The following is a 23,232-nucleotide window of genomic DNA, read 5'->3' on the forward strand; positions in this document are numbered from 1 at the left end:
CTATTTGTACTGGATACGGTCGAGGAAATTGGCCACTTCGCGACCCAGGCGGCCTACGGCTTCGCTGGTGTCAAGCACATCCCAGAGGGTCTGGCGGAAATAGGCCACCTCCTGGCCCGAGGCCCCGTCCAGAAGAAGCGCCTCGATGGTGATGCGGAAGCGCCCCATCCTGATAAACTTCCCCTGCAGGATCAGGGTTTTGGGCGTGAGCTCCGTAGTGCGCGACACGCTTTCATACACGCGCCGCGCCTTGACATAGCGCTGGATCTGTTCGGTCAGCTGGGCAGGAATCCGTTCGTAACGCTGTTCCCGTTCACCCATGCGTTCGTCGCCGTCATCGTAGAGTTCGCGCTTCAACTCGAAATCGCGCAAAAGCAGGGATGTGTAGGTCGCCATCGGCTTCTGGTTGGTGACGATCTCCTCGTCGGTTACCACATTTGACGTTGCGGCGCATGCGGTCATGAGCAGCGCGACACTACAGAGCATGAAGAGCCAGCACCAGCGCCCGATCGGCGCCGGTCTCCCGGCGATGCTCCGGCCGACGTCAACGCTCATCAGGCTGCTTGCAGCGATCGTAGTCGTCATCGAAGCGGACGATATCGTCCTCCCCCAGGTATTCACCGCTCTGTACTTCGATGATCACCAGCGGGATCTTGCCCGGGTTCTCCAGGCGGTGCTTCTCGCCGATGGGGATAAAGGTGGATTCGTTGATGTTGACGTAGAACTCCCGTTCAGCGCAGGTGACCCTGGCGCTGCCCGACACTACGATCCAGTGCTCGCTGCGATGGTGGTGCTTCTGCAACGACAGCCGTTCCCCCGGCGCAACCTCGATGCGTTTGATCTTGTAGCCGTTATTCTCATCCAGCACGGAATACGAGCCCCAGGGGCGTTCTCCCCGTTCCATGTTTCACCCCCTGTTGGAATGTGTTCTCAGTTTCATGTAGTCGGTCAGCGCATCACCCCAGGACTGGAGACGGAAACCGGTGTCCCGCTCCAGTTTGGAGCAATCCAGCGTGGAATAGAGCGGCCGCTTGGCCGGACGGTTCAGCTGCTCCGTGGTCATGGGCTCGACCCTCACTCCCAGACCGGCCTCCCGGAAGATGGCGCGGGCAAACTCGTTCCAGGAGCAAAAGCCGGCGTTGGCGGCGTGATAGGTGCCGCGGCAGCCCCTGGCCAGAAGCGCCAGGATGGCACGGGAGAGGTCCACAGTCCAGGTGGGAGAGCCGATCTGGTCGTCCACCACCGTCAGGCACTCCCTCTCCGTTCCTAGACGCAGCATGGTTTCGACGAAGTTATTTCCCTGCAGGCCATAGAGCCACTGGGTGCGCACGATCAGGTGATCCGGGTTGGTGGCGGCGTTTCTCTCCCCCAGCAGCTTGGACTGGCCATACACGCTTAAGGGAGCGGTCTGGTCGTCCTCCAGGTACGGGCTTCCCTTGGCGCCGTCGAAGACATAGTCGGTGCTGATCTGCACCAGCCTGGCCCCGATGCCGCGGGTCACCCTGGCCAGGTTGGCAACACCCTCTGCGTTGACCAGCATGGCGGTCTCCCGGTTGCTCTCGCAGCCGTCCACATCCGTATAGGCGGCACAGTTGATCACCACGGAAGGTTTCAGAGAGGTCAGCAACCGTTCGGTGGATTCCAGAGAGGTGATATCCAGATCCCGGACATCCACGCCACGCCCCCTCCCCTCCAGCAGCGTCATCAGGTCGCTGCCCAGCATGCCGTTGCATCCAATGACAAGAATCATTGCGCGCCTCCGTACTGTTTGGCGTAGTAGTCGCGATAGGAGCCGGAGGTGACCTGGGCCACCCACTCCTGATTGGCCAGGTACCAGTCGACGGTCTCGGCGATGCCCCGTTCAAAGGTATAGGCCGGTTCCCACCCCAGGTCGCGCTTCAATCTGGAGGCGTCGATGGCATAGCGCCGGTCATGGCCGGGGCGGTCCTTGACATAGCTGATCAACCCCCGGCTCTCGCCGGAACCCCTCCCCAGCCGCTGGTCCATCAGGTCGCACACCAGGTTGACGATAGCGATGTTGAACCACTCGTTGTTGCCGCCGATGTTGTAGACCGCACCGGGCTCTGCCCCCTTCAGCACCACCTCCACTGCCCGGGCATGATCGCTGACGTGCAGCCAGTCGCGCACGTTTCTGCCATCACCGTACACCGGCAACGGCCTGCGCTCGATGATGTTGTGGATCAGAAGCGGGATCAGCTTCTCGGGAAAGTGGAACGGGCCGTAGTTATTGGAGCAGCGCGTGTTCAGGGTCGGAAGCCCAAAGGTTTCGTGGTAGGCGCGCACCAGCAGGTCAGCACCGGCCTTGCTGGCCGAATAGGGTGAATTAGGCGCCAGGGGGGTCTCTTCGGTGAAGAAGCCGCTCTCCCCCAGGGAGCCGTAGACCTCGTCGGTGGAAATCTGCAGGAAGCGGAAATCACCGACCTCCCCCGCGTTCCAGTGCTTGCGGCTCTCCTCCAGCAGCACCTGGGTTCCCAGCACATTGGTGCGTACGAAGATCTCCGGGCCGCTGATGGAGCGGTCCACGTGGGATTCGGCGGCGAAATGCACCACCGCGTCTATCTTCTGAACCGCCAGGATATTGGCCACCAGTACGCTGTCGCCGATGTCGCCCCTGACGAAATGGTAGCCGGGGTGATGCTCCAGACTCTTCAGGTTGGCCAGATTCCCGGCATAGGTCAGGCTATCCAGGTTGGTCACCCGGCAGTCGGAGTTGTTGGCGAGAAATGAATGAATGAAATTTGATCCGATAAAGCCGGCGCCGCCGGTCACAAGAAGCGAACGGGGAGTACATGGCATGGCAGTTCCTTTCTGGGTGGAGCAAGCACTTCTTTCTAGCATATTTTCGCCAACGATGTGAACTCATTTACCTTCAAGAAGCGGAAAGCAGGGCATCTCGCGTCCATGCTGGCGGATCCGCCACCTGAAACGGAGAATTGCGTTGCATGTTGACGTCGGCGCCTCTTCGTTCTACCATCGGAGCGTTTTCGCCCATCAGGCCAGACGTTGCAACCGGAGCCGGAAGCGCTGAAAACATCACTCTGTTACCCTTGGGAACCTGGACATGCCTAACAACGCCTTGAGACCGCTCTTTTGCCTGCTGGTTGCAGTGCTGCTGGCTTTGCCCGCCGGCCATGCTCGCGCCTTCTGCTTTCAGGAAGCCGGCCATATGTACGGCATCAATCCCCTGGTGCTGCGTTCCATAGCCAACGTGGAATCCAGCACGAATCCCAGCGCACTCAACCGGAACAAAAACGGCACCTTCGATGTGGGGCTGATGCAGATCAACAGCATCTGGAAGCCGCTGATGGGGGAGGAACGCTGGAAACTCCTGGGAGACGCCTGCTACAACACCAAGACCGGCGCCTGGATCCTGGCCATGTGCATCAACGACTACGGCTACAACTGGAAGGCGCTGGGCTGCTACCACAGCAGGACGCCGGGACTGAGCGAGGAGTACGCCAAGAGGGTCTTCATCCAGCTGAAACGGCTGGAGCGCGGCCAGGAACCGCAACCGATGGACAGGGATGTGCAGGTGGCGGTGCTGGGAGACATCGACGAGCTGGTGGAGTCGGCCCGCCTGGGAAAGGCTACCCGGAAGAAAAAGGTGATCACGTTCGTCCCCTACGTGCGCCTCTCCCCCCGGCAGACGCGTCAGCCGCCGCCTTTGCCAGGCGAATCTTCACCCGGTTCGTGAAACCCCATCTGCTCACGCAATAAGGTCAGTCTCACGCAAAGCCGCCAAGGCGCAAAGAAGGCAACAAGAAAAAAAACGTTGAAACAGTAACGGGATTGATGAGGTTGCTTTCAGTTTGTTACAGTCTGTCTTCCGTTATGTTTTTCTTTGCGTCTTCGCATCTTGAGCGAGCATAGCGAGCGGGCGTGACATAAAATCGTTCTCCCGCAAAGACGCAAAGAGAACCGGAAAACGGAACTACTTGAGAGAAACCATAATGTCTTGTTTTACCGTTGGTTACGATTTGTTATTTGTTTTCCTTTGCGCCTTGGCGTCTTGAGCGAGCATGGCGAGCGGGCGTGAGGAAGGCGTTTATCTGGTGCAGCACCTGCTCAACCGTGATCTCCCGCATGCAGCGCGCACCGCTGGGGCATGGCGGCGTGGTGCCGAAGGTGGTGCAGGGTGAACAGGCCAGGTTCCGGTTGAGTACCACGTGCCCCCCTCCCCGTGGCGCCCATTTCAGCGCCCTCCCCGGCCCGAACAGGGAGACGGTCCGCACCCCCAACCCCACGGCCAGATGCAGCACCCCGGAATCGCCGCTCACCAGCAGACTGCTCCTGGCGAGAACCGCGGCGGTTTCGGCCAGGGACGTCCGGCCGGCCAGGTTCAGCCCCCTTCCAGCGGCAACGATCAGCTCACCCTGCTCCCTGTCGCCATTTCCGCCCACCACCACGACAGGATAGCCCTCGTCGTTCAGCGCTTCTGCCACCCGACTGTACCGCTCAGCCCCCCAGCGCCGTTCGGGAATGCTGGCACCGGGAAAGATGACCACGAATGGCTGTCCGCCGAGGGGGGCCAGCAGGGCATCCGCCTCCTCCATTGCCGCTGCCGGTACGGTCAGAAATGGTGCCTCGACCTTTCCCCCAGTGATCCCCAGCGGTTCCAGCAACCTGAGAAAACTGGTCACCTCGTAGTCGTCGTGGGAGTAGGAGACGCCATGGCTGAAGAGACGCCGCCGCTCGTTGGTAGCGAAGCCGATCAGCAGCTTCGGCCGGCAGAGACGGGCCACCACCGCCGAGAGGCGATGCCACTGTTCACTGTCGATCACCAGGTCATAGCGTCCGCGAATCGCGGAGAGTAGTTCCGAGGGCATATCGTAGTGCAGGACACGGTCAACCTCCGGGCAGAGGGCAAAGGTGGCGGCGTTGCGCCGTTCGGCCAGGACGGTGATACTTGCTTGGGGGAATTTCTGCTTGAGCGCGATTATGGCGGGCATCAGCAGCACGGCATCGCCGATGCCGCCGGGGCGGATGAGGAGGATGGAGACGATCGATCCCGGCTGTGATGTTGAAATCGGCATACGTGAGGCAACGCAGGCAACCGCGCGCCCCACGACAGCATCAATCCCCTTGAGCAGCCGAACCCGGTTCACCCGCGGGTACTTCCATTGAGTGTCGGTTCGGCTCCACCATTCAGCAACCGCTCCACCACCTCCACCCCCTGCATGAAGGAATGATCCATGTTGCCCACCTCGTACTTCCAGGCACCGAAGCGACCACGGGAATAGACTCCCCTGTTTTCAAGCCAGGGCTGAATCACGGCCAGCGCCCGGTCCCGCCCCAGGGTCGGCACCGGGTAGGAGTAGGGAATGTCCATCAGGTAGCTGCTGACGATCCGGCCCCGATCCTCTTCGGCTATCATGCCGCTGTTGATCAGCCCCTGGATCGTCTCCTCGATGATCGTCTCCTTGTCCACCGGCTTGTGGGGCGAGTAGGTGGTCTCGCACATCAGGGAGAAATAGTTGTCAATGTCGCCATTGGGGACGTTATGTGGTGAATAGTTGAAGAAGTTTGTCACACGGTAGAAGGGAGAATCGGATTCGGGGAAGTACATCCAGCACTTGGAATCGACCCGCTTGCCCCTAAAGCCGAGACCGACGATCAGTCCGCCGCTGTGCACCAGTTTTTGGGTGGCGTCGCGCACCGCCTCTGGAACTGAAACGCACTTCCCGATAAAGGCGTCCAGGGGAGTGGTGTTGATCAGGATGTCATAGCGCTCCGTTAGGCCGTTGGTAAAGGTGACCATCTTCGCCTCCAGGTCGACGACCGCAACCTCATGCTCGCATGAAATGCGCTCCCGTAACGGTTTCGCGATCCCTTCGAATATGGCGCCGGTCCCTCCGTACCTGGGGAACTTGAAGCGGTTGTTCGGCCCCCAGTTCACATCGTCCCGCTGTTCCGCGATATTCTTCTCGATCCGGGCCAGATCGACAACACTGACCCGCTCGCCCAGCCACTCCCTCCCCATGTTCTCCAGCGGTACTCCCCAGACCTTTTTATTATACGGTTCCATGAAGTAGCGGACGATTCCCTCACCGAAGACCGCGTCCATCCATTCCCTGAAATTGTTGGTATCGGCGGGATTCAAACGCATGGCCCGGAGGCCGTCGAGGCATGCCCGCAGGGCATCGGGGGGGAGATGACGGATGTTGTTCTGGAAGGGGTACGGCACCCAGCCATTCAGGATGCGTATGCGGCACTCCCGCAGATGGCTGTAGTAGTCGTCCCCCAGCGCCTTCTCCACCGCCCGGTCGAAGTAGTCGTAATGGGAGAAGAGCACATGACCGCCGATGTCCCAAGTGAAACCAGTGCCATCTTGAAACGAGGCGGAGAGACCGCCGACGTGAGTGTTGCGCTCGAAAATGCGCCAGTCGGTCCGGCCGAGTTTGTTGAGGTGGTATGCGGCGCCGAGGCCGCAGGGCCCGGCGCCAAGGATAAGGATGGTCATTCAGAACTTCCTGTCAACACTGGTAATTGGCACGTTGCATTGTTGTCTAAAAAGGAAAACTCCCACACCCCAGAAGAATGGCAAGATAATAACGGTTACTAGATAGCTCGAAAGTATAGATAAGATCAACAAAGGCAGCTTCCCTCTGCTGATAGGTACTTTTCTGAATGCTCTTGACGAAAAATCGAAAAAATAGGTTCTTGAAGCGGCAAACGCGAAAGGTGACATACTTCTGTGCGTTGTAACGACCGTGTCGAATCGTTCAGTAACAATTTTCAAGAAGACCCTTATATATTCGAGAAACAGATTATTGACCCGGTCATCAAGAATCATAATATTAGCATGATAATCTGAATATAAATCTGAACGCGAATACGGTATGAGAATAGTTATTCTCTGTTTCGTATTCTTCGGGAGTAGTTCAAATGCAAGCTTCATAGCATCAGCTGATCCTTCGAAAGTTATAAGATAGCTGCTTCCTTTCAGATCATTATTCGACAGCAGAGATTGCAAAAAATCTTCAGTATATGGTGATGCACCAGGAACATATTTTCCAAATCTTAGACATACAAAATCAGTGAGTCCTCGAAAAAGGACTGATGCACCTTTAGCATCCCCAATAAGTCGGGCAAACAGCAAGTTTTTTATAAACCTGTTCAATATATTAATAAACGAGAGTATTTGCGGTATAGGCTTCACATGTTTTGCAAAGAATAAAAAAGTATTCCTTATGAGGTAATAGCTGTAATCGCGACTCTTTTCTGTAAAAGAAGGGTGATATACTATCGAATTTGTGGCTACTACTGTTTTATAACCATGTCTTTTCGAGCGAAGACAATAATCGGTATCATCCCAGTACAAAAAAAAGCGTTCATCAAGTCGTCCTGTTGCCTGAAAACAACTGCGCCGGATTAATGCTGAACAAAACGGTACATAGTCAACATCATTTAATTCACTAGCACTTTCAAAATTCCTGACATTCTGACTTTTCGAACGTACAAGTCCCCTTGGCCAATCGATTGTAGCGCCAAGCTTAACAATATACGCCGGTTCTTCAGCATTGAGAATCTTCGAGCCAACCACTCCAATCGTCGGATCTCCTTCTGCAACTCTGACCAAATGAATAAGGGCATCCGGGGTAATTCTCGCATCGTTGTCCAACAACCACATATAATCAAAGCCTTGCACTCGACAGTAATCAAGGCCTGTATTGAAACCACCTGTCCCGCCAAGATTGGTTTCATTAACAATTAGAGTCACTTTTGGGTGTCTACTCTTTACCTCATCTGCAGAACCATCATCGGAAGCATTATCGACAACTACCACCGCTGCAGCAGAATAATTAAGGGATTCGATCTGATCAAGTAACTTCAGCAAATCCACTTTCTTGTTCCAACTCACGATGACGATGCCGACACTCGGCAACAGATCCAAAGACCGTATATTGTCAGGATTTAATTGACAGTTCATCGATAATTTCCAGATACCGCATAAATATGGTGCGGTAGTCGTATTTTTTTGCTAGAGAGCGAGCGCCGCTTTCAAGCTGATTTCGCTGGGTAGAATTTCTTGTCAATTGGCTAATCTGTCTAGGAAACTCACTTATTTCATCGCAGAGCATTCCGTGTACACCATGTTCAAACGCCAAACCGCGGACCCCTACAGGAGTAGTGATAATGACCTTCCCATACGCCATTGCCTCAACGGTCTTTAATGACGAACCAGTGCCCCATGTAACGGGAATCAAAGCAAACGTGATCATTCGATACAGTATTGAAAGTTCCTCTGCAGAAAGTACGCCCAGTAGCCGCACATTGCTAGGGGCGTTCTTCACCCATGTGGAACATTCACCAGCTATAAAAAAAGTCACATATGGGCAATCAAGAGCAATTGTAGTGGCAATGGCTTGGGCTGCCTCGCGATTTGGAAACCAGCCACTTCCCACGAATAGAGCTCCGATATGGAATTCAAATCCTCGAAAACTATAATTCAATTGTGGAGCACAGCTACACTTAATAGTATCAAACGATACTTTAATTGGATTCGTAATCACCGCTGTATGTTCTGACTTCAATCCTTGATCAACAAAAAATTTCCTGTCACTTTCAGCAACAAAAACCACCCGCCCGGCTGACTCGAATGACGAAAGTTCCTTGTTTAGAAGTATCTTATACAGAAAATTATTCAGCCATCTGCATCCACACTTAGTCCATGATTCAGCAATAATGTCGTGGTCGGTCAAAATGGTTCGTATTTTAAAGTCATGAATCAATTTTGCCCAGAAGGGATACTCGAGTAAGATTATTCCAGCTTTAGCCATCTCCTCTTTCATCAAACGGGCAAAGCGTCTATCATATTGAAAAAAGGTATAGTAAATCCAAGCATGAAGCCCTTGCCATCCCAGGCACCGGGTAAAAAGAATCAATGCCGCATATAAGGTTAAGAGGACAAAAGTAGACGGGAATCGAAACTCACGAAAATGTATACCATTTCGCTCAAATTCCCTTTCCGTTCGGCCTACACTCGCCACCGTTATCCTGAAACCGTTTTCCTGTAAGAAATCGGCTAGAAGACCGACACGTAATCCGGCGCCAATATTCTTTTCTATAACCGAATCAACACCCCAGGGATAGATTATAAGCAATGACCTATCATTACCCGTCAAACTAAGGCACCCCGCCGTTTGATGAGATAGTGATATATTCCTTTCGTACGGGACCAAGCCAAGCGTATGCTCCGGTCATGTATAAGACCACGTATAAGCATGCAAACCCTCTCACAAATAGGACTTCGTGTAGACAAACCTAGTTTTTCCACAAACAGCAAAGAGTTACGATAAATATAATATTCATATCGTAAGGAATTATTGCCTATACTTCGAGACACCTTATGCCACAACTTGGATTCTGGTACGTATCGTGTGAAATACCCTGCCATCTGCACCCTGGAACAGAAGTCAGTATCCTCGAACAACAGAAAAAAGTCCTCGTCCAGCATTCCAACTGTTGTGAGTATCTCCCGACTTATTAATAAGCTACAACCAGTTATATATCCGACATCTTTCATGACATCGTGTTGGCCAATATCACGTTCATTCTGACCGGTATGTCCCGCAAGACCTCGCGCCCGGTCTACAAAGCCACCGGCGAACCAGAGAATATCTGGCCGGTCGAAATAGTAAATCTTTGAACCGACGCAACCAACATTATCGGACGCATAAAGTTCATGAACCAGCGCCCCCAAGGTACTCGATTCCACAACAGTGTCGTTGTTGAGAAGCCAGACTGAATCAGCCCCCTGATTCAAAGCATGACGGATTCCGGCATTATTGCCACCTGCATACCCCAGGTTGGAATCAAGTTTAATCAGCTCAATATCGGAGAAACGGGCTGCCAGTTCATCTGCTTCGTTACCATTTGATGCGTTGTCGACAACAACGATCCGAAAATTTGAGTATGTAAGTTCCCGGCATGACTTCAGGCATTCCGACGTATCTTCTAAACCATTCCAGTTAAGAATAACAATATAGACCAGATAATTTTCTCCAGCAGTTAATGTGGACCTGGACATGTTCAGTTACACCGATTAATTGCTTGTCTGGTCTTTTCGAGATATTGTTTACCCCAACGAAGATCAGGTTCCAGATGATTTCCCTCTCCCCATTCGTTCCAGGCATTTACAAATACCAATCGTTCTTCGGGCGAATGGTTGCAGGATGTCCATTCAACAACCTCATTAAGCCACCGGAAATAGAGTTCAGGTGTTGAATTGTGAAAAACCACTGAATCAGTCTTGCGACGGGGGCTGTTGTCAAATGAAGGGCAGACACATCGGTAGAATGGGTAGGTAGGAAGTTCCTTGCCAAGCATGGCATCAACAAGCGAACTATATTCATAAATTTGGTGTTTCAGGCAATTCATTGATTTGAGCCCTAGGTAAGTCATTAATTTACTAAAAAGCCCCCGTTGCGTGATATTCCCTTTATTATGCCAGTCGGGTGCAAACTCAACGGCGGCGTCAAATCCAATTGAAGCGGGTTCCATCCCACTCGTAAAACTTTCAACCCTTACCAGATACAAATCTCCAGCCCCCGCCTTACATGCCTCGGAGCGCCAGATGTCAACGGTTCGTTTCGGATCGGGTAGTATTTCAGTGCGATAAACGAGTATCAGCGCTTTTCCTTTGATGCGTATGTAGCGGGAATCTCTCAGAGCGGGCAAGAGAGAATGTATATGTGCGAGATCATCTTCGTCGCTGTATCGCTGACGGAGCAGGATGTTATCGGCCCCGCCATCCCAGGTCCGTGTCCAGTTTTCGTTGGCCCAGCAGAGACAGAAGGGAAAATCAGGATTGCCTGAAGCAAGCACCTCGGTAAATGGCCTTTCAAGAATCCTCCGACCATTAAACCAGTAGTGGTAGTAACAGAAACCGTGAATGCCATATTCTCGGGCCAGTTCAGCTTGGGCTATTCTGGCCTCCGGGAGACGCAGATCATAAAAGCCCAGATCAGCCGGCAAATGCGGTTGGTAATGTCCCTTGAACAACGGGCGCGCTTTGCTGACATTTGTCCATTCGGTGAAACCGGTTCCCCACCATGCATTATTTTCTGGGATCGGATGAAATTGGGGTAGGTAAAAAGCTATCAGCCTCGCTTTTGTTGACACGCAACTACCCTCTCGCTGACAAGCAAAACCAGTTGCTAATTTTTTGAATCAGCAGATGGAAATATGAATCAATTTTCTTCATAACCGAAATGTCTTCTTGACGAGAAAAATCTGGAGCTTTTTCGAGGTAAACCAATTTCGAGATAATATCGTTTACTCTCCTGTAATCCATATAAATCCTGTCATTAAAGGGAATCCCGAGATAGTGTAACAATCTGCCACAAGGGCGTTCTTGCCCCCTTATGTGCTTATTGATGAATGCAGCATTGCTTTCCCGGTCGAGATACCGCAAAAGCAGAGTCGTCAATGAAAAGTCAGCCATAAAACGCCACTCTCTGTCAATATAGACGAGGCCTTCGGGTGATGTGATCAGGTTAATCGGTATGCAGTCGATAAATTCAGGCAATAGCAGGGAACTGTAAATATCTTCACTGTTTGCGCTTTTAATACCGTCGCTGATGACAAACTCAATCCATTGCTGAATTTTTTTAATATAGCCGTCCAAGTCATCTTCGTATATGACCTTGCGTATTTCAGCATCAAGGTGCCTTCCAGGATAGTAGCAGTCCTCAATACACTGATGAATAATAACCTGGTCCGCTCCAGGCTTTTCAATGATAGGAGCCTTTCTGACAAGGATGTTTTCAGCGCCGTCTTCGACAAACTCGGTCCTGACATTATATTCTGCAGCCCTGTCAACGGTATAATAGATTGCAAGTATATTTGAAGTTGCAGGCTTTTCATTTTCAGTACCTGCAAAGACAAGAAATGAATTGGAAAAATCCGGGATCAGCTTATTTGCTTCTAAAACCGGCCAGACCAGGTTTTCAGAAAATTGGTGTGTCGTTTTTTTAGAATAAGCTCTAGAGTTAAGCTGCCGTATAATCTCGGCAGGCCTGAATAGGGGGTTTTTGAAAGCACTTTCCATGAAGACCACTTTCGGAATCTTGTAGTCTGGAAATGGATATTGGTACTCAATGGAGCAAAAACCGTTATCTGAAAGGAGATTAGAGAGCTCAACCTTTCCGTAAGTTGCCACGGTATTAGGCTTATAGAAATCTTGTATGCCGTAATATGGTATTCCCACATGGTCTTCTTCGATGCCCGCGAAATATTTGAGTCCGAGCCGGTTCTCTATTGCGAGAATGAGTTTTCCGCCAGGTTTAAGCGCGGACTTTACTATATCAAGGCACTGTGGGACGGGATCATCACCTTTGAAATACATCGAGCAATACTCAAAAACTCCGATCATGGTGACATAGTCATATTGTTTTTGAAAAGCTATATCCTGAAAGTTGGAACAAAACACCTCTACATTGTTTAAATCTTCGCAACGTGCTGCAGCACACTTTGCCCTGTCGAAATTACCCTCCACCGCTGTTACGTTTGCGCCACTTTCGCCTAATTGCCTTGTAATGGCGCCACAACCACACCCTAACTCCAGTACATTATCAGAAGAAGTAAATGTAACGTGACGAAGCAGATTATGACGCAATGAAGAAAAATGATATTCACTGGGCCAATCGATTATTTGTGATGCCAATTCTCTCGAAAAGCAGGTCCGATCAGTCGCTTGGACCAATACTTCATAAATTCTCTTCTCCACATCCGCCCCATCAGAATAAAGAAATGCATCTCTTTGGGGTAGAGCGGAAACATTGAATTTTGCATCATTATTAAAATCTTTGAGCTTAAATTTCATTTTCGTCTGCTGTTTCGCAATGAGGTCTAATCGCAGCCCACCTCTTTGCCTCGACTTGCTTCGTCATCAATCTTTTTAACTACCCACTCGTGTGGAACTAACACCTCACATAGGCGAAAATCTGGAAGTTTTCCGTTCCCGAAGTAATCTGAAACGTACACATCAAAATAAAGTGCATTGGGGATATATTCCAGCACTTCACTACCGCGCAAGAAGCAGATGTTAACTTTGTAGCGACCTGGAACGAGCCTGATGCTATTGCATTGGCATGTAATTACGCCATATGCTGGCAACTCCTCAAAAACTGAAGATTCGAAGCGGAGGACTCCGGTTTCAACACTGTTGTAAACTCCCAAGTGCACAATCAACCCTCTTATGGCAGTTTTGAACTGATAACGAAGGCAAATTTTCAAGGGATCAGACAGTGATATAGCCTTTACAGAGTTATCATTCTTATCGAGCAGATAGGCATCTTCAAGTCTAAGACTGGGGTCAGGCCTGCCAGGAATACTGTCGCGTTTGGTTGCAACACTGACCTCTTCCATCCGAGTATGGTAGAGCTTGACACAATCCTCTACATACCCCTGCGTCAAGATTGTTCCCCTTTCCAATAATACTCCACTGCTGCACAATGAGCTTATCGCCGCCATATTATGACTGACAAACAACACCGTCCGCCCTTCATTCGCCGACACATCCTCCATCTTCCCCAGACATTTCTTCTGAAACTGTGCATCCCCCACTGCCAACACTTCATCAACAACCAGTATCTCCGGTTCCAGATGCGCCGCTACGGCGAAGGCTAAGCGAACGTACATCCCGGATGAATAACGTTTCACCGGGGTATCCAGAAACTTCTCTATTTCGGCAAAATCCACGATCTCATCGAACTTTTTCTTGATCTCGGCCCGATGCATCCCGAGTATCGCGCCATTAAGAAAGATATTTTCCCGCCCGGTGAGTTCAGGATGAAAACCGGTCCCGACCTCCAGCAGGCTGGCCACACGCCCCTTGATCCGCACACTGCCGGAGGTCGGCTCGATGATGCGGCTGAGAATCTTGAGCAGAGTTGATTTTCCGGCGCCATTGCGGCCGATGATTCCGATGCGGTCCCCCTGCTTGACCTCGAAGGAGACGTCTTTGAGAGCCCAAAAATCTTCTGAAGTCGGGGACTGGGGACCAGGGACCGGGGATCGGAAAAAGAGAGAGGAAAACTTACGGCCGGCATTTTTGACGCTATCAGTCAAAACATCACGCAGCGCAACATACGGTTGCTGGCTGGACTGGTGCCGCAGGGTGTACTTCTTGCCGAGATTTTCAACGGTAATGACAGTTGACATACTTTTATCTCACGCCCGCTCGCGCCGCTCGCTCAAGACGCTAAGGCGCAAAGAGAATCAAACAGCAAATGGTAGCAAACTGGAAAACAAGACATCTTTATTTGTTCACAAATATTTCAGTTTTACGGTTCCCTTTGCGGCTTTGCGGGAGATTGTTTTTCATGACGGCATACCATTGGCTATGCGGGTAATTCCATCCTTGATGAGATTGGCGCCGAAGTTGACCAGCAAACCAAGCCTCTTCCCCGATAATTTCAGATAGGTATTCAACTGTTTCTTATGGACCGGCGCAATCGTTTCAACTGATTTCAGTTCAACTATCACGAGGTCTTCAACCACCAGATCAGCCCTGAACCCTTCGTCAAGCACCATGCCATCGTATATAATTGGCAACGCCTTCTGCCGTGCAACGAACAAACCTCGCTGTTGCAGTTCGTGGGTCAAAACAGATTCATAGACTGATTCCAGAAGGCCTGGGCCGAGCGTGGTGTGAATCTTGTAACAGGAATCTACAATGATTTCAGCAATCTTATTTTCGTTCATCATAAACACGTCTGTCCAAACAACTTTATCTTCTCGGCTTTACGGAAAAATACAAATAATCTCACGCCCGCTCGCGCCGCTCGCCTAAGACGCTAAGGCGCAAAGAAGAACAAACAACAGACCGTAACCAACCGAAAAATAAGACTCTTTCTCTCAAACATTTTGGCTTCTCGGTTCCCTTTGCGCCTTCGCGGCTTTGCGGGAGGCGGGTTTTGCCCTTATACCACATCGGCAAAGGAGCGTTCCATATTCCTGAAGTACCACAGTCCTCCCGCAAACATGAGAAGCGTCAACGCGGCGGAGAGGCACAGGCCGGGCCAGTTCACCGGGAAGGCGTCCCCAAGAAGTACCCAGCGGAAGCCGTCGATCACCCCCACCATGGGGTTGAGGAAGTAGAAGAAGCGCCACTCTTCCGGCACGATGGAGCTGGAGAAGCCCACCGGCGAGATGTAGAGGCCGAACTGCACCAGAAAGGGGACAACGTAGCGGAAGTCCCGGTACTGCACGTTCAGGGCGGAAAGCCATAGTCCGGCGCCGAAGGATGCCAGGAAGGCCATGGCCAGGAACAGCGGCAGCAGCAACAGCTTCAGATCGGGGATGACGCGGTACCACGCCATCAGACAGCAGAGGATAACGAAAGAGATCAGAAAGTCCACCAGGCTGACGATCACCGAACCGGCCGGCACGATCAGGCGGGGGAAATAGACCTTTGTCAACAGATTTGCATTGTCGATCAGTGAATTGCTGCTCTCGGTCAGGGAGTTGGCGAAGAACTGCCAGGGGAGCATGGCGCTGAAAACCATCACCGGGTAGGGAACGCCGTTGGAGGGGAGTTTGGCCAGTTTTCCAAAGACGATGGTGAAGACCAGCATGGTTGCCAGGGGGCGCAACACGCTCCAGGCAATGCCGATGGCGGTCTGCTTGTAGCGCACAAGAATATCCCGCCAGGCCAGGAAATAGAACAGTTCCCGGTAGCGCCAGATGTCGCGCCAATAGTGCAGCGCTCCCATGCCCGGCCTGATGACGATCTCGTCACGCCCAATCATCTCAGCCATAGCGATATCCATCCCTTTTAAACGGCGACATGACAACTCCCATCAGAAATCCCAGGCCGAAGCGTCCCATCTCACGGAAACGCCTGACCGGAAGCAGGTAGAGCGGCGCATGGCGACAACAATTGAGGATCACCAGCAACCAGATCGCCAGGGGATAGCGATTCCTGAGACCGTAGAATGAGTTTCCCACCGCCTGGGGCTTGCGCAGATTGGGAACCAGCAGCGGCGGATGGAAGTACTCCAGTTGCGGAGCATTGAGAGAGTGTTTCCCCGAAAGCAAAAACCTGATCACGAACTCCACATCCTCCTGCCCCACGAAATCAGACATGAATCCAGCCAGTTCCGACAGGACGGAACGGCGATAGGCGCAGCAGCGGCTGGTCATGAAAAAGGGATCGTGGAAGGCGTAACGGTCGCGGACAAGCGAAAATGCGGCCCTGCCGCGGGGGACGATGGCATCGGTCATTCTGTTCTCTTCGAACACCAGCTCCAGTTTCTTGAGGAAATCCTCCTGCATGATCACCGTATCGTCATCCAGGAAGAGAACATACCGTCCTCGTGAACGGGTAAGGGCGAAGTTACGCGAATAGCCCATCCTGCCGAAATTGCGGTCCAGAGAGACATAGTTGATGTTCATCTCCCGGCTGAATGAATCGGCCAGACGCCTCCCCTCGTCCGTCCCACCCCGGTCCTCCACCAGAACCACCTCGAAGCGCTCCCGTGGAAAGGTCTGCTGGGCCAGTGAATACAGTATTCCGGCCAGCAGGTCCAGGCGGCCATAAAAATTGATGATGCAGGAGATCCTGATTCCGTCCCGCTCCGGAGGAACGGCGCAGTCGCCCCGCTTGTCAAAGGGGAACAACGCATCCAGCTTTTTCAGTAGCGCCCTTCTCATGCTCCGTAGATCCCCCACCCCACCATGGCCAGCCAGAGCAGTCCCACCACAAACAGTGGCAGATCCCTGGTCAGCGATTCCGTCGGGTCGCCATCGGCGCCGGACTGGATTCTGAGCATGTGGCGCAAAAGTCCGAAACAGCAGAGCGGCACGGTATGGAGCACGAGACCCGATGAGCGGGTAAGAGCGTACAGGGTATAGGTCACCAGGACCGAGCCGCCGGTCATGTACATGGCCCCCTCCAGAAATCCCTTTGGATAGGCCACCAGGACCTTGCGGTGCTGCTCGGCCAGAGCACCCAGGTGCCGTTTCTCACCCAGCCGCTTGCCGGTACTGAGGAAGATGGAGAGGAGGAAGACACTCAGGAAGAGCCATTCGGAGATTGCAACGCCGAACACCGCGCCGCCGGCCAGAAGTCGGAACAAAAAACCGGCCGAGATGCAGAAGATGTCCACCAGCGCGATGTCCTTGAGAAACAGGCTGTAGGCGGTGGAGACAACGAAATAGGCCACCAGGTAGTAGAGAAAGACGGCGGAAGAGCCCCAGGCGGCAAGGGCTGAGCCCATGACGCAGGCAACGGAAAGCAGCGAGGCCGTTCGTGACGACACCCGGCCCGAGGGGAGTGGGCGCAGACGCTTCTTGGGATGCTGACCGTCGTTTACCCTGTCGCACAGGTCGTTGAGGATATAGATGGCGCTGGATGCCAGACAGAATGCCGCGAAGGGGCGCAGGCCCCTGAGCGCCATGCCCGACTGGAGCAGCACTCCTCCCAGAAAGGGGGGGAAGAACAGCATCAGGTTCTTCAGCCATTGCCGTGGACGCAGCAACTGGCAGGAGGAGGAAAAACTTACCACGGATTCATCCGTTTCTCCCGATCAGGAAGTGTTTTTCGTTCACGGACAGTCCTCGCCTTCCGCCGTCCTGACAGTATCCAGGAACACCAGCAGTTCAGCGATCCGCGATTCTTCCAGATCCAGGATTTCCGCCTCCTCCGTTGCCATGAGATCCAGGTCCGGCTCATGCCTGAGCCCCAACCCCACCCGGTGGCAGGCCAGATTGACGAGACGCACGACCGCCAGCATCTTGTTGATCCCGTCCCACTCCGCCGCGTGGTGAAAGCGGATGACATCGCAATACATGGCCGGAAAGTTCCAGTGCTGCACCAGACGCAGCCCCTGTTCCACATGCATTTCATCGAAAATTAGGCAGATCAGCTCATCATCCAGCGACTGAATGACGCCGGCGCCCCTCAGGCGCTCGATGGCCTTCAAAAGGTACAGCTTGCCGATGTCGTGCAGCAGGGCGGCCAGGTAACTCTCGTCCACCGCACCGCGCATCCCGCAGCTCTGGGTCAACCAGCGCGCCCCCAGGGCGGCTCCATGGCTGTGCTGCCAGAGCGACTTCATGAAGCGGTTCAGCAGCGGATCGGCGGAAACATGGGCGGCTGCCTGGGAGACGGCGATGGCGATGTTGATTACCTGCTGCGCGCCCAGGCGGATAACGACCTCCCTGATGGTCGCCACCCTGGTTCGTCCCATGTACATGGGGGAGTTGGCCATCTTGAGCATCTGACTGGCCAGGGCCGGATCCTCGTTGGCCACGGCAGCCACGCCGTCCACCGTGAAATCGCTGTCCGTGAGCATGCTCTGGAGCTTGAGCGCAACGGGATGAAAGACCGGCAACTCGATCGGCTGGGAAGCCAGCAGCTTTCTCATGTTTTCGGAAATCAGCGCCGTTGTCATGGGGTATGCTCTCCTCCACTGGCTTCATTAACCGACAGCCGCAGGCGACCTTCTAGGTCATCGATGAACTGCCGCGCCGAACGCCCGCTTCTTTTTGCCGTATACATGCACCATTTCAGCGCTTTATCGCACAACACCTCATCCGACAGCTGAATGTCGCGCAGGGCGGCGTAGCGTCGCACCACGGCCAGATACTCGTTCTGGTCAAAGCTGTAGAAGCCGAAGGAGAGTCCGAAGCGGTCAGCCAGCGCCAGTCGCTCACCCACGGCCTCTTCGGGGTGAATCTCGTCGTCCCACCTGGTGTCGCGCACCTTCTCCGGCATCAGGTGGCGCCGGTTGGAGGTGGCATAGATCAGGACGTTGGATGGACGTTCCTCGATATCGCCGTCCAGCAGGGTCTTGAGAGCGCGAAAATCCCCCTCCCCCTCGTCAAAGGAGAGGTCGTCGCAGAAGAGGATAAAACGGAAGCGCGCATCACGTAACAGGGAGACGATGCGCGGCAGGGACATGATATCCCAGCGTTTCAACTCCACGATGCGCAGCCCCCGCGGTGCGAAGGGTTTGAGCAGCCCCTTGACCAGCGATGACTTACCGCATCCACGCTCACCCCACAAGAGGACATTGTTGGCGGGAAGCCCCGACACGAACTGGTTCGTGTTGCGCAGCACATCGTCACGGATAGAGTCGATGCCCACCAGTTCATCCAGGTCAAAGAGGTGGGGATTGCTCAACGGTGCCAGGCTGCCCCCCTCGCCGCTCCGTTCCCAGCGGAAGGCGAGATAGCGCTCGAAATCAGGGGCACCAACCGGTTCAGGAGCCAGACGGTCCACAAGCCGCTCGATCTTTTCGAGCAGCACCTCAACTCTATCCACAGAACTATTCGTCATAACGATCCATTCATTCCTTGAGCGGACACTCGGCCTCCCACTCCTCATAGCCGTCCCCCCTGAGGGCCAGGAAGCTCTCCAGGCGGTGGCGATAGTACTCCGTCCGGGAGGCTTCCTCTTCCAGCCAGGCCAATTCTTCCCGGGAGATGAAGTGCTGCTGGCGCAGAAAGCCGTACAGTTCGCAAATTGCCTTCAGGTGGCGCTCCAGAACGACCATCTCCGGCTCCAGGGTGCGGGTGATGAACCAGGTGGCCGCAAAGCGCCTGACCACTCCCGGAACAGGACGCACCACGTTCTGGCGGCCAAAATCAATCAGATAATCGCGCAGATAGTGGTCGGCGCAGTAGGCCAGATCGGAGGCAGCCTGCGGGTCGTCCCCCCTGGCAAGCAGGTAGTGATAAAAGCTCTCCAGCAGTGACTGGCAGCGTTCGTTCACCCGCAGTTCCTGGTCCATGGTGTCAAAGTCGAAGTCTTCATGTTCGAATTCGACTTCGGGAAAGGTCGGTTCCATCATGGTGCCCCCCTGTCAGGCCGGGTTCAGTTCCAGCAGCGCGTCAAGAACGAACAGCCCGTTCTTCTGAATCAGTACATCATCAAACCAGATTTCACCGCCGTCGGTCAGTACCTTGACCAGGTCCCAGTGCACGGCGGAACGGTTGCCGTTGTCGCACTCGTCGTAGGCCTGCCCCGGGGTGAGATGGATCGAGCCGAAGATCTTCTCGTCAAAGAGGATGTTGCGCATGGGGGTACGGATACCAGGGTTGATCCCCAGGGCAAACTCGCCGATGTAGCGGGCGCCATCGTCCGTATCCAGGATTTTGTTCAAGGCGTCACTCATTCCTCCAGCGGCGGATGCCGCCACGATTCTTCCCCTGGAGAACTCGAAGCGCACGGCATTGAACTCCTTGCCCTGATAGATGCTGGGGCAGTTGTAGGTTATGTGACCTTCAACCGATTCCCTGACCGGGGCCGTGAAGACCTCGCCGTCGGGCATATTGAAACGTCCATCGCATTTGACCCCCGGCATCCCGCCGATGCTGAAGCTGAGATCCGTATCCGGGGCAGTGATGCGCACCCGCGAGGTTCCGTCCATCAGCTTCTTGAGCTTCTCCTGCTTGCGGGACTCCTGCTCCCAGTCGATGCAGCAGGCGGAGAAGAGATACTCCTCGTACTCCTCCAGACTCATCCTGGCCTCCTGGGCCGCGGCATGGGTCGGGTAGCGGGTCACCACCCAGCGGGTGTGCTTGACGCGCTGATCGATGAGCGGTTTGGTGACCTTCTGGTAGGTCACGATTGCCTCCTGGCGGGCATTGGCCATGACCATGGAGTTCTCGCCGGCTGCGATGCCGATGTAGACCGTCAGGGTCTTGTAGAAGTCCAGCTTGTGCTGGGGGAAGTGCGCCAACTGCTGCTGGTTTGCCAGGTTGTAGAAGGTGCGGTCGATCTCCGGCACGCTGAAGCCGTATTCCACATAGCTGGCGCCGCGCTCCAGGCAGAGTTGGTAGATCTCCTTGACCAGCGGGGTCGCCTCCAGGCCGGCGGCGTTGATCAGCACCACATCTCCCTTCCCCACTCTGGTGGAATAATCCACCAGTATTTCCGCAAACCGTTGTACACGGGGATCCTTCATACATTGCACCCTTTCCGCGACAGGGAGGCGTACCGGCGAAGCAAAGGAACACCACCCTCCGCTTCCGGCCCGCTCTTTTTTTGTCGCGCGATTTGTGATTTGTTTTTCTTTGCGCCTTGGCGTCTTAAGCGAGCAGCGCGAGCGGGCGTGACACAAAATCATTCTCCCGCAAAGCGGCGAAGACGCAAAGGGAACCGTAAAACGGAACTACTTGAGAGCAATCAAAGATGTCTTGTTTTCGGATAACTTTTCAGCATAGTGCACATTACTGCATATTACAGGGACAAAACAGCTACAGGGGATACCATCAAAACGCACGGGGAGCGCAAGGGCCTGCTGAAAACCAGACGAACCGCATTGGGTATACCTCCAGCCCCGTAACAGCTGAAGAAATGGTTCTCGGTTGGAGCCTTGCCGAATGGTTGTGCTGTTTCAGCGCAAGATTCCGGTTTCCGGACAGGCACTTCTCTGCTACCATGGCGGTCCAATCCAACCTGTAAGCATTGGAATTTACATGAACAGACACAAAATTGAAACCAAAATCATGAATCCCCTGATGGGCTCGAAGATACCGCTCCCCTGCTACGCCACCGATGGCGCGGCTGCCATGGACCTGCGCGCCTGCCTGGAGGGGCCGCGTACCGTTCAACCGGGAGAAACAGCCCTAATCCCCAGCGGCATAGCCATCGCCATCCACGACCCCGGCCTGGTGGCGCTGATCGTGCCCCGTTCAGGCCTGGGGATCAAACATGGCATCGTGCTGGCAAATACGGTGGGCGTCATCGATTCCGACTACCAGGGGGAGATAGGGATCGGCATCCACAACCGGGGAGAGGCGCCCTACACCATCGAACCGGGTGAGCGCATCTGCCAGATGATGTTCATGCCGGTGGTCCAGGTCACCCTGAACCTGGTCGAGTCGTTCAGCAGGGAGAGTGAACGGGGAGCAGGGGGATTCGGCCATACGGGAAAAATCTGAGGGGATAGCCACAGGGGGATGCTGTCGTGAAAGGTGCGCCAGGCGCCGGGATCAGAGCCGCAGCAGATCCTCCGTCAGCCCGGTATGCCACGTTTTCCCCATCACTTCCAGGTGGATGCGGCTTCCGTCGAAGAGCTGGTTGCCCAACCGCAGGATATCTTCTCCGGTCACGGCATCAAAGGCGGCCAGCACCTCCTCAACGGTCTGGTTGCGATGCAGATAAATATCGTTCTTGGCCAGCCGGGTCATCAGGTTGTCGCTGCTCTCCAGAGACATCAGCAGGTTGCCCTTGAGCTGCTCCCGGGCTGAATCGAGCTCATCCTGGGGGACCATTTCCCGCTTGAGTTGCCCCATCTGCCGCAGCGCGATCTCAATCACCTCCCGGCACTGCTCCTGCTCCGTACCGGCATGGATCACCAGGGCACCGCAATCGGCATGGGAGATGACATAGGAATAGATCGAATAGGCCAGCCCCCGATTTTCACGCACCTCCTGGAACAGGCGCGAACTCATGCCTCCCCCCAGGACCGTGTTCAGCAGATGCAGGGCAAAGCGGTCGGGATGGTCCTGGGAGAGCCCGTTGGTCCCCATGCAGAGCAGGGTCTGCTCCAGGTCGCGCTCGCACTGGTTTATCCGCGGTCCGACGTGTGCAACCGGCGCTTCCGTCCGGGAGCGCTGATCAGAGGTCATGCCGGAAAAGGCGCCTTCCATCAATGAGAGCAGCTCTTCATGCCTGACATTTCCGGCGGCGGAGATGACGATGTCCCGCGGTCGGTAACGACTCTGCTTGTAGTCGATGATCTGTTCACGGGAAAGGGAGCTCACCGTCTCGTGGGAGCCGGGGATGGTCAACCCCAGGGAGTCCCCCTGCCAGAAGTTCTGGTGAAACTGATCGTGGATGAACACGTCCGGCGTATCGTCGCGCATCTTGATTTCCTGCAGGATGACCCTGCGTTCGCGCTCGATCTCTTCACTGGGGAAGGAAGAACAGAGAAAGATGTCACACAGCAGGTCGGTTATGCGCGGCAGGAACTTCGCCAGAACCTTGGCGTAGTAGCAGACGTACTCGTGGCTGGTGAAGGCGTTGAGAATCCCTCCCATGGAGTCGATCTCCATGGCTATCTGGCGGGCCGAGCGCCGGGCGGTCCCCTTGAAGAGCAGATGCTCGATAAAGTGGGCGATGCCGTTAAGGTGCGGAGCCTCATGCCGTGTTCCGTTGGCCACCCAGATGCCCATGGATACGGTGTGCATGTACTTCACGCGCTGGGTGACAACCCGGATGCCGTTGTCGAGGGTGGTTGAGCAGATCATGGA

At 54.2% G+C, this 23,232-nt stretch carries 23 protein-coding genes; 2 read left to right on the forward strand and 21 right to left on the reverse strand.

Translation table 11 applies throughout. The features are described 5' to 3' along the window. The 4 genes from PPRO_RS10400 to rfbB are packed head-to-tail and all read right to left on the reverse strand — an operon-like array spanning window position 1 to window position 2,817. Window positions 1-555 (reverse strand): hypothetical protein, encoded by a 555-nt coding sequence (locus tag PPRO_RS10400; RefSeq protein ID WP_041532258.1) that lies wholly within the window; start codon window positions 553-555, stop codon window positions 1-3. Then, complete coding sequence (locus PPRO_RS10405) at window positions 545-904, reverse strand: phosphomannose isomerase type II C-terminal cupin domain (RefSeq protein ID WP_011735970.1); 360 nt, start codon at window positions 902-904, stop codon at window positions 545-547. Before PPRO_RS10405 ends, PPRO_RS10400 begins: the two co-directional genes overlap by 11 nt. 3 nt (window positions 905-907) lie before the next feature. Then, the gene (gene rfbD / locus PPRO_RS10410) at window positions 908-1,750 is read right to left on the reverse strand and encodes a dTDP-4-dehydrorhamnose reductase (RefSeq protein ID WP_011735971.1); all 843 of its coding nucleotides are present in this window, start codon (window positions 1,748-1,750) and stop codon (window positions 908-910) included. After that, window positions 1,747-2,817 (reverse strand): dTDP-glucose 4,6-dehydratase, encoded by a 1,071-nt coding sequence (gene rfbB, locus PPRO_RS10415; RefSeq protein WP_011735972.1) that lies wholly within the window; start codon window positions 2,815-2,817, stop codon window positions 1,747-1,749. Before rfbB ends, rfbD begins: the two co-directional genes overlap by 4 nt. A 265-nt stretch (window positions 2,818-3,082) precedes the next feature. On the opposite strand from rfbB, the gene PPRO_RS10420 reads away from it, so the two are divergent. After that, complete coding sequence (locus tag PPRO_RS10420) at window positions 3,083-3,715, forward strand: lytic transglycosylase domain-containing protein (protein WP_011735973.1); 633 nt, start codon at window positions 3,083-3,085, stop codon at window positions 3,713-3,715. Window positions 3,716-4,001: 286 nt separating this feature from the next. Here the strand turns inward: PPRO_RS10420 and PPRO_RS10425 are convergent, their stop codons facing one another. The 16 genes from PPRO_RS10425 to PPRO_RS10495 form a co-directional block, all read right to left on the reverse strand. Further along, window positions 4,002-5,126 carry a glycosyltransferase family 9 protein gene (locus PPRO_RS10425; RefSeq protein ID WP_232286637.1) on the reverse strand — a complete coding sequence of 375 codons (1,125 nt, stop codon included), beginning with the start codon at window positions 5,124-5,126 and terminating at the stop codon, window positions 4,002-4,004. After that, the gene (locus PPRO_RS10430; RefSeq protein ID WP_011735975.1) at window positions 5,123-6,481 is read right to left on the reverse strand and encodes a protoporphyrinogen/coproporphyrinogen oxidase; all 1,359 of its coding nucleotides are present in this window, start codon (window positions 6,479-6,481) and stop codon (window positions 5,123-5,125) included. Before PPRO_RS10430 ends, PPRO_RS10425 begins: the two co-directional genes overlap by 4 nt. Continuing rightward, entirely contained in the window at window positions 6,482-7,951 is a 1,470-nt protein-coding gene (locus tag PPRO_RS20175; RefSeq protein ID WP_011735976.1) for a glycosyltransferase family 2 protein, read from the reverse strand. Then, window positions 7,929-9,146: a glycosyltransferase gene (locus tag PPRO_RS10445; protein WP_011735977.1), complete on the reverse strand. Its 1,218-nt coding sequence runs from the start codon at window positions 9,144-9,146 to the stop codon at window positions 7,929-7,931. Before PPRO_RS10445 ends, PPRO_RS20175 begins: the two co-directional genes overlap by 23 nt. After that, entirely contained in the window at window positions 9,143-10,051 is a 909-nt protein-coding gene (locus tag PPRO_RS20180) for a glycosyltransferase family 2 protein (protein WP_011735978.1), read from the reverse strand. The genes PPRO_RS10445 and PPRO_RS20180 overlap by 4 nt, the downstream gene beginning before the upstream one ends. Window positions 10,052-10,053: 2 nt before the next feature. After that, on the reverse strand, window positions 10,054-11,145 hold the full coding sequence (locus PPRO_RS20185) for a glycoside hydrolase family 99-like domain-containing protein (RefSeq protein ID WP_011735979.1): 1,092 nt from the start codon (window positions 11,143-11,145) through the stop codon (window positions 10,054-10,056). 4 nt (window positions 11,146-11,149) lie between these two features. Continuing rightward, on the reverse strand, window positions 11,150-12,847 hold the full coding sequence (locus PPRO_RS10450) for a class I SAM-dependent methyltransferase (RefSeq protein WP_011735980.1): 1,698 nt from the start codon (window positions 12,845-12,847) through the stop codon (window positions 11,150-11,152). A 26-nt stretch (window positions 12,848-12,873) separates the two neighbouring features. Then, the gene (locus tag PPRO_RS10455; RefSeq protein ID WP_011735981.1) at window positions 12,874-14,187 is read right to left on the reverse strand and encodes an ABC transporter ATP-binding protein; all 1,314 of its coding nucleotides are present in this window, start codon (window positions 14,185-14,187) and stop codon (window positions 12,874-12,876) included. Window positions 14,188-14,346: 159 nt separating this feature from the next. Continuing rightward, a complete protein-coding gene (locus tag PPRO_RS10460; RefSeq protein WP_041532738.1) occupies window positions 14,347-14,730 on the reverse strand; it encodes a GxxExxY protein in 384 nt (127 codons plus the stop codon). Between the two features lie 218 nt (window positions 14,731-14,948). Continuing rightward, a complete protein-coding gene (locus tag PPRO_RS10465; protein ID WP_011735983.1) occupies window positions 14,949-15,785 on the reverse strand; it encodes an ABC transporter permease in 837 nt (278 codons plus the stop codon). Continuing rightward, a complete protein-coding gene (locus tag PPRO_RS10470; RefSeq protein ID WP_011735984.1) occupies window positions 15,778-16,680 on the reverse strand; it encodes a glycosyltransferase family 2 protein in 903 nt (300 codons plus the stop codon). Before PPRO_RS10470 ends, PPRO_RS10465 begins: the two co-directional genes overlap by 8 nt. Then, complete coding sequence (locus PPRO_RS10475) at window positions 16,677-17,534, reverse strand: decaprenyl-phosphate phosphoribosyltransferase (protein ID WP_011735985.1); 858 nt, start codon at window positions 17,532-17,534, stop codon at window positions 16,677-16,679. Before PPRO_RS10475 ends, PPRO_RS10470 begins: the two co-directional genes overlap by 4 nt. A gap of 39 nt (window positions 17,535-17,573) precedes the next feature. After that, a complete protein-coding gene (locus PPRO_RS10480; protein ID WP_011735986.1) occupies window positions 17,574-18,422 on the reverse strand; it encodes an HDOD domain-containing protein in 849 nt (282 codons plus the stop codon). After that, window positions 18,419-19,309: an ATP-binding protein gene (locus PPRO_RS10485; RefSeq protein WP_011735987.1), complete on the reverse strand. Its 891-nt coding sequence runs from the start codon at window positions 19,307-19,309 to the stop codon at window positions 18,419-18,421. Before PPRO_RS10485 ends, PPRO_RS10480 begins: the two co-directional genes overlap by 4 nt. Before the next feature lie 10 nt (window positions 19,310-19,319). Continuing rightward, window positions 19,320-19,823 carry a hypothetical protein gene (locus PPRO_RS10490; protein WP_011735988.1) on the reverse strand — a complete coding sequence of 168 codons (504 nt, stop codon included), beginning with the start codon at window positions 19,821-19,823 and terminating at the stop codon, window positions 19,320-19,322. Window positions 19,824-19,835: 12 nt separating this feature from the next. Further along, window positions 19,836-20,939, reverse strand: coding sequence for an aminopeptidase (locus PPRO_RS10495; RefSeq protein WP_011735989.1), 1,104 nt, complete (start codon window positions 20,937-20,939; stop codon window positions 19,836-19,838). A gap of 514 nt (window positions 20,940-21,453) precedes the next feature. On the opposite strand from PPRO_RS10495, the gene dut reads away from it, so the two are divergent. Beyond that, window positions 21,454-21,918: a dUTP diphosphatase gene (gene dut / locus PPRO_RS10500; RefSeq protein ID WP_011735990.1), complete on the forward strand. Its 465-nt coding sequence runs from the start codon at window positions 21,454-21,456 to the stop codon at window positions 21,916-21,918. 51 nt (window positions 21,919-21,969) lie between these two features. On the opposite strand, the gene PPRO_RS10505 is transcribed toward dut, so the two are convergent. Next, window positions 21,970-23,229 carry a M16 family metallopeptidase gene (locus PPRO_RS10505; protein ID WP_041532739.1) on the reverse strand — a complete coding sequence of 420 codons (1,260 nt, stop codon included), beginning with the start codon at window positions 23,227-23,229 and terminating at the stop codon, window positions 21,970-21,972. Window positions 23,230-23,232 lie beyond the last annotated feature (3 nt).

The sequence above is a fragment of the Pelobacter propionicus DSM 2379 genome (assembly GCF_000015045.1).
Classification (GTDB): domain Bacteria; phylum Desulfobacterota; class Desulfuromonadia; order Geobacterales; family Pseudopelobacteraceae; genus Pseudopelobacter; species Pseudopelobacter propionicus.

Excerpts from the sequence above, each read along its gene's own strand:
- dut (WP_011735990.1), top strand. The coding sequence starts at position 21,454 with ATGAACAGACACAAAATTGAAACCAAAATCATGAATCCCCTGATGGGC.
- PPRO_RS10480 (WP_011735986.1), bottom strand. The coding sequence starts at position 18,422 with ATGACAACGGCGCTGATTTCCGAAAACATGAGAAAGCTGCTGGCTTCC.
- PPRO_RS10455 (WP_011735981.1), bottom strand. The coding sequence starts at position 14,187 with ATGTCAACTGTCATTACCGTTGAAAATCTCGGCAAGAAGTACACCCTG.
- PPRO_RS10465 (WP_011735983.1), bottom strand. The coding sequence starts at position 15,785 with ATGGCTGAGATGATTGGGCGTGACGAGATCGTCATCAGGCCGGGCATG.
- PPRO_RS10460 (WP_041532738.1), bottom strand. The coding sequence starts at position 14,730 with ATGAACGAAAATAAGATTGCTGAAATCATTGTAGATTCCTGTTACAAG.
- PPRO_RS10405 (WP_011735970.1), bottom strand. The coding sequence starts at position 904 with ATGGAACGGGGAGAACGCCCCTGGGGCTCGTATTCCGTGCTGGATGAG.
- PPRO_RS10400 (WP_041532258.1), bottom strand. The coding sequence starts at position 555 with ATGAGCGTTGACGTCGGCCGGAGCATCGCCGGGAGACCGGCGCCGATC.
- rfbB (WP_011735972.1), bottom strand. The coding sequence starts at position 2,817 with ATGCCATGTACTCCCCGTTCGCTTCTTGTGACCGGCGGCGCCGGCTTT.
- PPRO_RS10490 (WP_011735988.1), bottom strand. The coding sequence starts at position 19,823 with ATGATGGAACCGACCTTTCCCGAAGTCGAATTCGAACATGAAGACTTC.
- PPRO_RS10485 (WP_011735987.1), bottom strand. The coding sequence starts at position 19,309 with ATGACGAATAGTTCTGTGGATAGAGTTGAGGTGCTGCTCGAAAAGATC.
- PPRO_RS20175 (WP_011735976.1), bottom strand. The coding sequence starts at position 7,951 with ATGAACTGTCAATTAAATCCTGACAATATACGGTCTTTGGATCTGTTG.
- PPRO_RS20180 (WP_011735978.1), bottom strand. The coding sequence starts at position 10,051 with ATGTCCAGGTCCACATTAACTGCTGGAGAAAATTATCTGGTCTATATT.
- PPRO_RS10495 (WP_011735989.1), bottom strand. The coding sequence starts at position 20,939 with ATGAAGGATCCCCGTGTACAACGGTTTGCGGAAATACTGGTGGATTAT.
- PPRO_RS10420 (WP_011735973.1), top strand. The coding sequence starts at position 3,083 with ATGCCTAACAACGCCTTGAGACCGCTCTTTTGCCTGCTGGTTGCAGTG.
- rfbD (WP_011735971.1), bottom strand. The coding sequence starts at position 1,750 with ATGATTCTTGTCATTGGATGCAACGGCATGCTGGGCAGCGACCTGATG.
- PPRO_RS10470 (WP_011735984.1), bottom strand. The coding sequence starts at position 16,680 with ATGAGAAGGGCGCTACTGAAAAAGCTGGATGCGTTGTTCCCCTTTGAC.
- PPRO_RS10505 (WP_041532739.1), bottom strand. The coding sequence starts at position 23,229 with ATGATCTGCTCAACCACCCTCGACAACGGCATCCGGGTTGTCACCCAG.
- PPRO_RS10450 (WP_011735980.1), bottom strand. The coding sequence starts at position 12,847 with ATGAAATTTAAGCTCAAAGATTTTAATAATGATGCAAAATTCAATGTT.
- PPRO_RS10430 (WP_011735975.1), bottom strand. The coding sequence starts at position 6,481 with ATGACCATCCTTATCCTTGGCGCCGGGCCCTGCGGCCTCGGCGCCGCA.